Origin of the sequence: Streptomyces sp. NPDC007991 (assembly GCF_042958445.1) — a bacterium.
In the GTDB taxonomy this organism is placed as follows: Bacteria; Actinomycetota; Actinomycetes; order Streptomycetales; family Streptomycetaceae; genus Streptomyces.
The window spans coordinates 104,085-115,210 of sequence record NZ_JBIBJD010000017.1; the positions used below are offsets into that span (position 1 = coordinate 104,085).

Consider the following 11,126-nt stretch of genomic DNA (forward strand, 5'->3'; position numbering starts at 1 on the left):
CTAGTCGCCCCACACCTGGGGAGCCACGAGCAACACGCTTGCCCGTTCACTCTCGTCGGAGACTAGCGGGCAAGTCCGCCAGAGTCAGCGAGAACAGCGGAAAAGTCCTGGTCAGCCTTCATCTGAACGGACATTTAGGACATACTGCCCCGGATTTGAGGATGTATTCAGACTCAAGCGCGCTTCGGACCACTCATCGGAGGACTCCGGAAGAGGCCAGGAGGCGGTCAGGAGGAGGTCAGGCGGACGTCACGGCGTGCCGGATCTCCTCCGCGAAGCGTTCCGCGGCGTCACGCAGCGCGACCGCGTCGGGACCGTGGCGCAGCACTCCCCGGCTGACGTTCGGCACGACGTTGCGCACCGCCGCACCGAAGACCTGGGGAAGATCGGCCGGCGTCGCCCCCTGGGCGCCGATGCCGGGCGCGAGGAGCGGGCCGTTGATGTCCAGGTCGTACGACGACAGATCGCCGAGGGTGGCGCCGACGACGGCGCCGAAGGAGCCCAGGGGCTCCTCCCCCGCGTTCTCGGCGGCCAGGTGCGCGAGCATGGTCGCTCCGACGTTCCGGCCGTCGGAGCGCACGGCGTGCTGGACCTCGCCGCCCTCCGGGTTGGAGGTCAGGGCCAGCACGAACAGCCCGGCGCCGTTCTCCCGGGCCAGCGCGACGGCCGGGCTCAGCGAGCCGTAGCCCAGGTAGGGCGAGACGGTCAGCGCGTCGGAGAACAGCGGGGCGTCCTTGTGCAGGAAGGACTCGGCGTACGCGGCCATCGTCGAGCCGATGTCGCCGCGCTTGGCGTCCATCACGACCAGCGCGCCCGCCGCCCGCGCCTCGGCCACCGACTTCTCCAGGACGGCGAGGCCGCGCGAGCCGAACCGCTCGAAGAACGCGCTCTGCGGCTTGAGCACGGCGACCCGGTCGGCCACCGCCTCCACGACCGTGCGGCTGAACCGCTCCAGGCCCGTCACGTCGTCGTCGAGGCCCCACTCCGCGAGCAGGGAGGCGTGCGGGTCGATGCCGACGCAGAGCGGGCCGCGCTCGTCCATGGCACGGCGCAGCCGGACGCCGAAGGGTTCGAGACCACTCATGCCGTCTTCCTCACGTCGGCGCCCACCGCGTCGGCGAGCGTGGCGTACGGGCTCGTGCGCAGGCGCGCGGCGAGCCCCTTGTGAAGGGCGCGGGCGTAGAAGGGCCCCTCGTAGATGAAGGCGCTGTACCCCTGGACCAGCGTGGCACCGGCCAGGATGCGCTGCCAGGCGTCCTCGGCGTTCTCGACGCCGCCGACGCCCACCAGGGTGATCCGGTCGCCCACGCGCGCGTAGAGGCGGCGCAGGACCTCCAGGGAGCGTTCCTTCAGGGGTGCGCCGGACAGGCCGCCGGTCTCCTTGACCAGGGCGGGGTCGGACCTCAGGCCGAGTCCCTCGCGCGCGATGGTGGTGTTCGTGGCGATGATGCCGTCCAGGCCGAGTTCCACGGCGAGGTCGGCGACGGCGTCGATGTCGTCGTCGGCGAGGTCCGGCGCGATCTTGACCAGGAGCGGGACGCGCCGCGCGGCCACCGCGCGGTCGGCGGCCTCGCGTACGGCGCTCAGCAGGGGGCGCAGCGCCTGTGCGGCCTGGAGGTTGCGCAGGCCGGGGGTGTTCGGGGAGGAGACGTTGACCACGAGGTAGTCGGCGTAGGGCGCGAGCCGCTCGGCGGACTTCACGTAGTCCGCGACGGCCTCCTGTTCGGGTACGACCTTGGTCTTGCCGATGTTGACGCCGACGACGGTCTTGAAGACGGGCGTCCGGGAGGCCAGACGGGCGGCGACGCGGAGCGAGCCGTCGTTGTTGAAGCCCATGCGGTTGATCAGCGCCCGGTCCTTGACCAGGCGGAACAGCCGCTGCTTGGGGTTGCCGGGCTGTGGTTCGCCGGTGACCGTGCCGATCTCGACGTGGTCGAAGCCGAGCATCGCCATGCCGTCGATGCCGACCGCGTTCTTGTCGAAGCCCGCGGCGAGCCCGAAGGGGCCGTGCATGCGCAGCCCGAAGGCCTCCGTGCGCAGTTCCTTGTGGCGGGGCGCGAGGGCGGCCGCGAGGAAGGTGCGCAGCACGGGCACGCGGGCGGCCACGCGGATCCAGCGGAAGGCGAGGTGGTGGGCCTGCTCCGGGTCCATCCGCTTGAAGAGCAGACTGAAGAAGATCTTGTACATGGTGTCCTCACGAAGACATGGGCGTCCTCACGAAGAGGGGGACACCGTTGCCGGTGTCCCCCTCTTCGGCTGCTAGTCGCGGGCCGCGGTCAGGTGTTCCGCGTGTTCCTGGAGCGAGCGGACGCCCACGTCGCCGCGGTTGAGGGCGTCGATGCCCTGCACCGCCGCCGCGAGCGCCTGGACCGTCGTCAGGCAGGGCACGGAGCGTGCCACGGCCGCCGTGCGGATGTCGTAGCCGTCGAGGCGGCCACCGGTGCCGTACGGGGTGTTGACGATGAGGTCGACCTCGCCGTCGTGGATGAGCTGGACGATGGTCTTCTCGCCGTTCGGGCCGGTGCCCTCGGACTGCTTGCGCACGATGGTGGCGTTGATGCCGTTGCGCTTGAGAACCTCGGCTGTGCCGGAGGTGGCGAGCAGCTCGAAGCCGTGCGCGACCAGCTCTCGGGCCGGGAAGATCATCGAGCGCTTGTCGCGGTTGGCGACCGAGATGAAGGCGCGTCCCTTCGTGGGCAGCGGGCCGTAGGCGCCCGCCTGCGACTTGGCGTACGCCGTGCCGAAGACGGAGTCGATGCCCATGACCTCGCCGGTGGAGCGCATCTCCGGGCCGAGGACCGTGTCGACGCCGCGGCCGTGGATGTCGCGGAAGCGCGACCACGGCATGACGGCCTCCTTCACGGAGATCGGCGCGTCGAACGGCAGCTCGCCGCCGTCGCCGCCGGCCGGCAGCAGGCCCTCGGCGCGCAGCTCGGCGATGGTCGCGCCGAGCGAGATGCGGGCGGCGGCCTTCGCCAGCGGCACCGCGGTCGCCTTGGAGGTGAAGGGGACGGTGCGGGAGGCGCGCGGGTTGGCCTCCAGGACGTAGAGGATGTCGCCCGCCAGCGCGAACTGGATGTTGATCAGGCCGCGCACCCCGACGCCCTTCGCGATGCCCTCCGTGGAGGCGCGCAGGCGCTTGATGTCGAAGCCGCCGAGCGTGATCGGGGGCAGGGCGCACGCCGAGTCGCCGGAGTGGATGCCGGCCTCCTCGATGTGCTCCATGACGCCGCCGAGGTACAGCTCCTGACCGTCGTAGAGCGCGTCGACGTCGATCTCGATCGCGTCGTCCAGGAACCGGTCGACCAGGACCGGACGGGACGGGCTGATCTCCGTCGACTCGGCGATGTACGCCTCCAGGCGCGTCTCGTCGTAGACGATCTCCATGCCGCGCCCGCCGAGGACGTACGAGGGGCGCACCAGGACCGGGTAGCCGATCTCGTCGGCGATGGCCTTGGCCTCGGCGAAGGTGGTGGCGGTGCCGTGCTTGGGGGCCGGGAGGCCGGCCTCCTTCAGGACCCGGCCGAAGGCGCCCCGGTCCTCGGCGGCGTGGATGGCCTCCGGGGGCGTGCCGACGATCGGCACGCCGTTGTCCTTCAGCGCCTGCGACAGGCCCAGCGGGGTCTGGCCGCCGAGTTGGACGACGACACCCGCGACCGGGCCGGCCTGCTGCTCGGCGTGGACGATCTCCAGCACGTCTTCCAGCGTCAGCGGCTCGAAGTACAGGCGGTCGGAGGTGTCGTAGTCCGTGGAGACGGTCTCGGGGTTGCAGTTGACCATCACCGTCTCGTAGCCCGCGTCGCTCAGCGCGAAGGAGGCGTGGACGCAGGAGTAGTCGAACTCGATGCCCTGCCCGATGCGGTTCGGGCCGGAGCCCAGGATGATGACGGCCGGCTTCTCGCGGGGCGCGACCTCGGTCTCCTCGTCGTAGGAGGAGTAGAAGTACGGCGTCTTCGCGGCGAACTCGGCGGCGCAGGTGTCGACCGTCTTGTAGACCGGGCGGACGCCGAGCGCGTGCCGGACCTCGCGGACGACGTCCTCGCGCAGGCCTCGGATCTCGCCGATCTGCGTGTCGGAGAAGCCGTGCCGCTTGGCCTCGGCGAGGAGGTCGGGGGTGAGCTCGGGCGCCTCGGCCAGCTCGTCCGCGATCTCCTTGATCAGGAAGAGCTGATCGACGAACCAGGGGTCGATCTTCGTGTACGCGAAGACCTCCTCGGGCGTGGCGCCCGCGCGGATGGCCTGCATGACCGTGTTGATCCGGCCGTCGGTGGGGCGCACCGCCTCGCGGAGCAGCTCGTCCTTGTCGCCGGGGTCGCCGACGAAGGTGAACTGGCTGCCCTTCTTCTCCAGCGAGCGCAGGGCCTTCTGGAAGGCCTCGGTGAAGTTGCGGCCGATGGCCATGGCCTCGCCGACCGACTTCATGGTGGTGGTGAGGGTGGAGTCCGCGCTCGGGAACTTCTCGAAGGCGAAGCGCGGGGCCTTGACGACCACGTAGTCGAGCGTGGGCTCGAAGGAGGCGGGGGTCTCCTGCGTGATGTCGTTCGGGATCTCGTCCAGCGTGTAGCCGACGGCGAGCTTGGCGGCGATCTTGGCGATCGGGAAGCCGGTGGCCTTGGAGGCGAGCGCCGAGGAACGCGACACACGCGGGTTCATCTCGATGACGATGACCCGGCCGTCCTCGGGGTTCACCGCGAACTGGATGTTGCAGCCGCCGGTGTCGACGCCGACTTCGCGGATGACGGCGATGCCGATGTCCCGCAGGGTCTGGTACTCGCGGTCGGTGAGCGTCATCGCCGGGGCGACGGTGATCGAGTCACCGGTGTGCACGCCCATCGGGTCGAAGTTCTCGATGGAGCAGACGACCACGACGTTGTCGTGCTTGTCGCGCATCAGCTCCAGCTCGTACTCCTTCCAGCCGAGGATGGACTCCTCCAGGAGCACCTCGGTGGTCGGCGAGAGCGTGAGGCCGGTGCCCGCGATGCGGCGCAGCTCCTCCTCGTCGTGGGCGAAGCCGGAGCCGGCGCCGCCCATGGTGAAGGACGGGCGGACGACGACCGGGTAGCCGCCGAGCTCCTCGACGCCCCTGAGGACGTCGTCCATGGAGTGGCAGATGTAGGACCGGGCGGACTCGCCGTGGCCGATCTTCTTGCGGACCTCCTCCACGACCTCCTTGAACTGGTCGCGGTCCTCGCCCTTGTGGATGGCCTCGACGTTGGCGCCGATCAGCTCGACGCCGTACTTGTCGAGCGTCCCCGCCTCGTGCAGCGAGATCGCGGTGTTGAGGGCCGTCTGGCCGCCCAGGGTGGGCAGCAGCGCGTCCGGGCGCTCCTTGGCGATGATCTTCTCGACGAACTCGGGGGTGATGGGCTCGACGTAGGTGGCGTCGGCGATCTCCGGGTCGGTCATGATCGTCGCCGGGTTGGAGTTCACCAGGACGACCCTGAGGCCCTCGGCCTTCAGGACGCGGCACGCCTGCGTGCCGGAGTAGTCGAACTCGGCGGCCTGGCCGATGACGATCGGGCCGGAGCCGATGACCAGGACGGACTGGATATCGGTGCGCTTAGGCACGCTGGCCCTCCATCAGGGAAACGAAGCGGTCGAACAGGTAGGCGGCGTCGTGCGGGCCGGCTGCCGCTTCGGGGTGGTACTGGACGCTGAAGGCGGGGCGGTCGAGGAGCTGGAGCCCCTCCACCACGTTGTCGTTCAGGCAGACGTGGGACACCTCGGCGCGGCCGAAGGGGGTCTCGGAGACCTTCTCCAGCGGGGCGTCGACGGCGAAGCCGTGGTTGTGCGCGGTGACCTCGACCTTGCCGGTCGTGCGGTCCTGCACGGGCTGGTTGATGCCGCGGTGGCCGTACTTCAGCTTGTAGGTGCCGAAGCCGAGCGCGCGTCCCAGGATCTGGTTGCCGAAGCAGATGCCGAACAGCGGGGTGCCGCGCTCCAGGACGCCCCGCATCACGGAGACGGGGTGGTCGGCGGTGGCGGGGTCGCCGGGGCCGTTGGAGAAGAAGACGCCGTCCGGGTTCACCGCGTAGACGTCCTCGACGGTCGCGGTCGCCGGGAGCACGTGCACCTCGATGCCGCGCTCGGCCATGCGGTGCGGGGTCATGCCCTTGATGCCGAGGTCGACGGCGGCGACGGTGAACTTCTTCTCGCCGATCGCCGGGACGACGTACGGCTCGGTGGTGGCGACCTCGGCGGAGAGGTTCGCGCCCTTCATCTGCGGGGCTTCCCGCACGCGCGCGAGGAGTGCGCTGTCGTCCCGGACGGCATCGCCGCTGAAGATGCCCACGCGCATCGCGCCGCGCTCACGCAGGTGGCGGGTGAGGGCGCGGGTGTCGATGCCGGAGATGCCGACGACGCCCTGCGCCGCCAGCTCCTCGTCCAGCGAGCGCCGCGAGCGCCAGTTGGACGGCACGCGCGCGGGGTCGCGCACGACGTACCCGGAGACCCAGATGCGCTTGGACTCGGGGTCCTCGTCATTGACGCCGGTGTTGCCGACGTGCGGGGCGGTCATCACCACGACCTGGCGGTGGTAAGAGGGGTCGGTGAGGGTCTCCTGGTAGCCGGTCATGCCGGTGGAGAACACCGCTTCGCCGAAGGTCTCCCCCACGGCCCCGTAGGCACGGCCGCGGAAGACCCGGCCGTCCTCCAGGACGAGTACGGCGGGAGTTCTGGCGGCTCCCCTGGTGGAGGTGGTCATCGTTCGGCGCCTTCCCTGCTGTTCGTTTCGATCATGGAGTTGATGGTGTCGGCCCACGCGTTGTGCTCGGCCGCGTGGTCGGAGCGGAAGCCGGAGTCGATCAGCCGGTCGCCGTGCTCCCAGGTGACGACGAGCAGGCCGCCCTCGGTGAGCACCTTGCCGGCGATGCCCTTGTCGAGCCGGGCCTCGCGCAGCTGTGCGGCCGGGACGAAGAAGTCGCTCGCCCCCGGGCGTACGACGTCCAGTCCGGCGTCCGTCAGCGTCAGCTCGGCGCGGCTGCGGGTGCCCAGGCCGTGCGCGACGATGCGGTCGAGCCACTGCCCGGCGGTGGTGGAGCCGTGGTAGCGGCCGCTCATCGTCAGGCGCTCCGGGCCCGTCTCGTCCGGGGTGACGGGCAGCTCGGGCAGGTCGCCCTGGAGCGTGCCGCGCCACTTCCAGCCCTCGCGCATCAGCCAGTAGACGAGCGCGACGAAGAGGGCCAGGCCGACGACCCAGCCGATGCGGGCGGCCCAGTCGGTCACTTGCGCCGATTCCTTCTCGGCGGCCAGCAGCAGTACAGGTGTCACGTGAGCTTCCCGTCGACGAGCGTGGCCTTGCCCCGCAGCCACGTGTGCGTCACACGGCCCGGCAGCTCACGCCCCTCGTAGGGGGTGTTGCGGCTGCGCGAGGCGAAGCCCGCGGGTTCCACGAGCCCACGGTATGCCGTGTCGACGAGGGTGAGGTTGGCGGGCTCACCTGCCGAGACGGGACGGCCGTGGCCCGTGGCCTGTCCGATCTGCGCGGGCTTGACGGACATCCGGTCGGCGACGCCGGCCCAGTCCAGCAGGCCCGTGTCGACCATGGTCTCCTGCACCACTGACAACGCGGTCTCCAGGCCCACCATGCCCATGGCGGCCGCGGCCCACTCGCAGTCCTTGTCCTCGTGGGGGTGCGGGGCGTGGTCGGTGGCGACGATGTCGATCGTGCCGTCGGCGAGCGCCTCGCGCAGGGCCATCACGTCGCGCTCGGTGCGCAGCGGCGGGTTGACCTTGTAGACGGGGTTGTACGTGCGGACCAGCTCGTCGGTGAGGAGCAGGTGGTGCGGGGTGACCTCGGCGGTGACGGCGATGCCGCGGGACTTGGCCCAGCGGACGATCTCGACGGACCCGGCGGTCGACAGGTGGCAGATGTGGACGCGGGAGCCGACGTGGTCGGCGAGCAGGACATCCCGGGCGATGATCGATTCTTCGGCCACCGCGGGCCAGCCCCCAAGGCCCAGCTCGGCGGAGACGACGCCCTCGTTCATCTCGGCGCCCTCGGTCAGCCGCGGCTCCTGCGCGTGCTGCGCGACGACACCGCCGAAGGCCTTCACGTACTCCAGGGCGCGGCGCATGATCACGGCGTCGTGGACGCACTTGCCGTCGTCGGAGAAGACGGTGACCCCGGCGGCCGACTCGTACATGGCGCCCAGCTCGGCGAGCTTGCGGCCCTCCAGTCCGACGGTGACGGCACCGATGGGCTGGACGTCGCAGTAGCCGTGCTCCTTGCCGAGCCGCCAGACCTGCTCGACGACACCGGCGGTGTCGGCGACCGGGAAGGTGTTGGCCATGGCGAAGACGGTGGTGTAGCCGCCGGAGGCCGCGGCGCGCGTACCGGTGAGGACGGTCTCGGAGTCCTCGCGGCCCGGCTCACGCAGATGCGTGTGCAGGTCGACCAGGCCCGGCAGGAGCACCTTGCCCTCGGCCTCGACGACCTCGGCGCCCTCGGCGCTGAGACCGGCGCCCACCTCGGCGATGGTCCCGCCGTCGATCAGCACGTCCTGCGGCTCGCCGCCCAGCACCTTCGCACCACGGATCAGGATCTTGCTCATCGGTCTTACTTCTCCTCGGTACGGGTCTGGGTGACGGCGGGTTCGTTCCCGCCCAGCAGCAGGTACAGGACGGCCATCCGGATGGAGACTCCGTTCGCCACCTGCTCGACGACGGTGCAGCGGTCGGAGTCGGCGACCTCGGCGGTGATCTCCATGCCGCGGACCATCGGGCCGGGGTGCATCACGACGGCGTGCTCGGGCATCCGCGCCATGCGGTCGCCGTCGAGGCCGTAGCGCCGGGAGTACTCGCGCTCGGTCGGGAAGAAGGCGGCGTTCATGCGCTCGCGCTGCACGCGCAGCATCATCACCGCGTCGGACTTGGGCAGCGTGCTGTCGAGGTCGTACGACACCTCGCAGGGCCAGGTCTCGATGCCGACCGGCAGCAGGGTCGGCGGGGCGACGAGGGTGACCTCGGCGCCGAGGGTGTGCAGCAGGTCGACGTTGGAGCGGGCGACCCGGCTGTGCAGGACGTCGCCGACGATCGTGATGCGCTTGCCGGCGAGGTCCTGGCCGATGCCGGCGTCCGGGCCGATCAGGCGGCGGCGCATGGTGAAGGCGTCCAGCAGGGCCTGGGTGGGGTGCTGGTGGGTGCCGTCGCCGGCGTTGACGACGACCGCGTCGATCCAGCCGGAGTTCGCCAGCCGGTACGGGGCTCCCGAGGAGCCGTGCCGGATGACCACGGCGTCGACGCCCATGGCCTCCAGCGTCTGGGCGGTGTCCTTCAGGGACTCGCCCTTGGAGACGCTCGAACCCTTGGCGGAGAAGTTGATGACGTCCGCGGAGAGCCGCTTCTCGGCGGCCTCGAAGGAGATCCGGGTCCGGGTGGAGTCCTCGAAGAAGAGGTTCACGATCGTGCGGCCGCGCAGGGTCGGCAGCTTCTTGATCGGCCGGTCGGCGACCCGGGCCATCTCCTCGGCGGTGTCGAGGATCAGGACGGCGTCGTCGCGGGTGAGGTCGGCGGCCGAGATGAGATGACGCTGCATCTGTCAGGCTCCGTAAGGCAGTTCAAACAGGAGAAAGGGGGCAGACGGGTGCGCGAGCGGGCACTGAGCCGGCATACGACAGCGGCGTACGCCTGGAGCGCTACTGGGCGGTCTGCTTGGCACCGAGCAGCACGGTGTCGCGACCGTCCTCCTCGGCGAGCTGGACCTTGACCGTCTCCCGCAACGACGTGGGGAGGTTCTTGCCGACGTAGTCGGCGCGGATGGGCAGTTCGCGGTGACCGCGGTCGACGAGGACGGCGAGCTGCACCGCGCGCGGGCGCCCGATGTCGTTCAGGGCGTCGAGGGCGGCGCGGATGGTGCGGCCGGAGAAGAGGACGTCGTCGACGAGGACGACCAGCTTGCCGTCGATGCCGTCACCGGGGATCTCGGTGCGGGCCAGCGCACGCGGCGGGTGCATGCGCAGGTCGTCGCGGTACATGGTGATGTCGAGCGAGCCGCACGGAACCTTGCGCTCGGTGATCTGCTCGAGCTTGTCGGCGATCCGCCGGGCGAGGAAGACGCCCCGGGTCGGAATGCCGAGGAGCACCACGTCGTCGGCGCCTTTCGCGCGTTCGACGATCTCGTGGGCGATGCGGGTCAGTACCCGTGCGATGTCGGGCCCTTCGAGAACGGGCCGGGCATCGGACTGCGAGTCGTGCGTGTCCATACGAAACGGACCTCCTTCTCCGCCTCACGGGACGGACCTTAAAGGACGTCGGGATTGCGCCATCCACGGTAGCAGGCCCTCACCCTCACTCGGACGGCCCCCTCGGATCACCCGCTCGGCCCAACCGGGTGCCGATACCACGGAAGAGCCGGTGCGGACCATTCGGCTTGACGCGGCAGAGTAACGCTGCGTAACCTCACAGTGAGTTACCAGCCGCGCGGCCTGGCACCCACGCCAGACGCGTCGACACAGTGCCGGGGAGCTATATGTCCAGCGAATACGCCAAACAGCTCGGGGCCAAGCTCCGGGCGATCCGCACCCAGCAGGGCCTTTCCCTCCACGGTGTCGAGGAGAAGTCCCAGGGACGCTGGAAGGCGGTCGTGGTCGGTTCGTACGAGCGCGGCGACCGTGCCGTGACCGTACAGCGCCTTGCCGAGCTGGCGGACTTCTACGGCGTTCCGGTGCAGGAACTGCTCCCGGGCACGACCCCGGGCGGCGCCGCCGAGCCGCCGCCGAAGCTGGTCCTGGACCTGGAGCGGCTGGCCACGGTGCCGGCCGAGAAGGCGGGCCCCCTTCAGCGCTACGCGGCCACGATCCAGTCGCAGCGCGGTGACTACAACGGCAAGGTGCTCTCGATCCGCCAGGACGACCTGCGCACACTCGCCGTCATCTACGACCAGTCGCCCTCGGTCCTCACCGAGCAGCTGATCAGCTGGGGCGTCCTGGACGCGGACGCGCGCCGCGCGGTGGCGACCCACGAGGAGGGCTGACCGCCCCCGGGAGCAGCCGAGGGATCAGCAGAAACGTGCCGCCGGGGTGGGCGCAACCCGAACGGGTTTGGGCCCCCCCGCCCCCGTGTGTGGGGCGGGGCCCCCCCCGCCCGGGGAACCCCGCGGGCCCGCGGCCCTCACCCAGCGGGGGGCC

9 protein-coding genes are annotated in these 11,126 nt (G+C 70.6%); 1 reads left to right on the forward strand and 8 read right to left on the reverse strand.

Annotated features, from left to right (window positions below; translation table 11 throughout):
• Positions 1-238 precede the first annotated feature (238 nt).
• From pyrF to pyrR, 8 genes are all read right to left on the reverse strand, one after another.
• Complete coding sequence (pyrF, locus tag ACFZDA_RS36620; protein ID WP_391089994.1) at positions 239-1,084, reverse strand: orotidine-5'-phosphate decarboxylase; 846 nt, start codon at positions 1,082-1,084, stop codon at positions 239-241.
• Positions 1,081-2,187 (reverse strand): quinone-dependent dihydroorotate dehydrogenase, encoded by a 1,107-nt coding sequence (locus tag ACFZDA_RS36625; protein ID WP_391089996.1) that lies wholly within the window; start codon positions 2,185-2,187, stop codon positions 1,081-1,083. Before ACFZDA_RS36625 ends, pyrF begins: the two co-directional genes overlap by 4 nt.
• Before the next feature lie 72 nt (positions 2,188-2,259).
• Complete coding sequence (gene carB, locus ACFZDA_RS36630; RefSeq protein WP_391089999.1) at positions 2,260-5,568, reverse strand: carbamoyl-phosphate synthase large subunit; 3,309 nt, start codon at positions 5,566-5,568, stop codon at positions 2,260-2,262.
• Complete coding sequence (gene carA / locus ACFZDA_RS36635) at positions 5,561-6,703, reverse strand: glutamine-hydrolyzing carbamoyl-phosphate synthase small subunit (protein WP_391090000.1); 1,143 nt, start codon at positions 6,701-6,703, stop codon at positions 5,561-5,563. Before carA ends, carB begins: the two co-directional genes overlap by 8 nt.
• Positions 6,700-7,269: a hypothetical protein gene (locus ACFZDA_RS36640; protein ID WP_391090002.1), complete on the reverse strand. Its 570-nt coding sequence runs from the start codon at positions 7,267-7,269 to the stop codon at positions 6,700-6,702. The genes carA and ACFZDA_RS36640 overlap by 4 nt, the downstream gene beginning before the upstream one ends.
• Complete coding sequence (locus ACFZDA_RS36645) at positions 7,266-8,552, reverse strand: dihydroorotase (RefSeq protein ID WP_391090004.1); 1,287 nt, start codon at positions 8,550-8,552, stop codon at positions 7,266-7,268. Before ACFZDA_RS36645 ends, ACFZDA_RS36640 begins: the two co-directional genes overlap by 4 nt.
• A 5-nt stretch (positions 8,553-8,557) precedes the next feature.
• Positions 8,558-9,535, reverse strand: a complete 978-nt coding sequence (locus ACFZDA_RS36650) for an aspartate carbamoyltransferase catalytic subunit (RefSeq protein WP_391090006.1) — start codon at positions 9,533-9,535, stop codon at positions 8,558-8,560.
• A gap of 100 nt (positions 9,536-9,635) precedes the next feature.
• Positions 9,636-10,202 (reverse strand): bifunctional pyr operon transcriptional regulator/uracil phosphoribosyltransferase PyrR, encoded by a 567-nt coding sequence (pyrR, locus tag ACFZDA_RS36655; RefSeq protein ID WP_059420843.1) that lies wholly within the window; start codon positions 10,200-10,202, stop codon positions 9,636-9,638.
• 266 nt (positions 10,203-10,468) lie between these two features.
• Between pyrR and bldD the strand changes: the two genes are divergently transcribed.
• A complete protein-coding gene (gene bldD / locus ACFZDA_RS36660; RefSeq protein ID WP_010046440.1) occupies positions 10,469-10,972 on the forward strand; it encodes a transcriptional regulator BldD in 504 nt (167 codons plus the stop codon).
• Positions 10,973-11,126: the final 154 nt, after the last annotated feature.

Bases quoted from the DNA above. Each gene is read 5' to 3' on its own strand.
- ACFZDA_RS36650 (WP_391090006.1), bottom strand. From the start codon at position 9,535: ATGCAGCGTCATCTCATCTCGGCCGCCGACCTCACCCGCGACGACGCC.
- pyrF (WP_391089994.1), bottom strand. From the start codon at position 1,084: ATGAGTGGTCTCGAACCCTTCGGCGTCCGGCTGCGCCGTGCCATGGAC.
- pyrR (WP_059420843.1), bottom strand. From the start codon at position 10,202: ATGGACACGCACGACTCGCAGTCCGATGCCCGGCCCGTTCTCGAAGGG.
- ACFZDA_RS36645 (WP_391090004.1), bottom strand. From the start codon at position 8,552: ATGAGCAAGATCCTGATCCGTGGTGCGAAGGTGCTGGGCGGCGAGCCG.
- bldD (WP_010046440.1), top strand. From the start codon at position 10,469: ATGTCCAGCGAATACGCCAAACAGCTCGGGGCCAAGCTCCGGGCGATC.
- ACFZDA_RS36625 (WP_391089996.1), bottom strand. From the start codon at position 2,187: ATGTACAAGATCTTCTTCAGTCTGCTCTTCAAGCGGATGGACCCGGAG.
- carA (WP_391090000.1), bottom strand. From the start codon at position 6,703: ATGACCACCTCCACCAGGGGAGCCGCCAGAACTCCCGCCGTACTCGTC.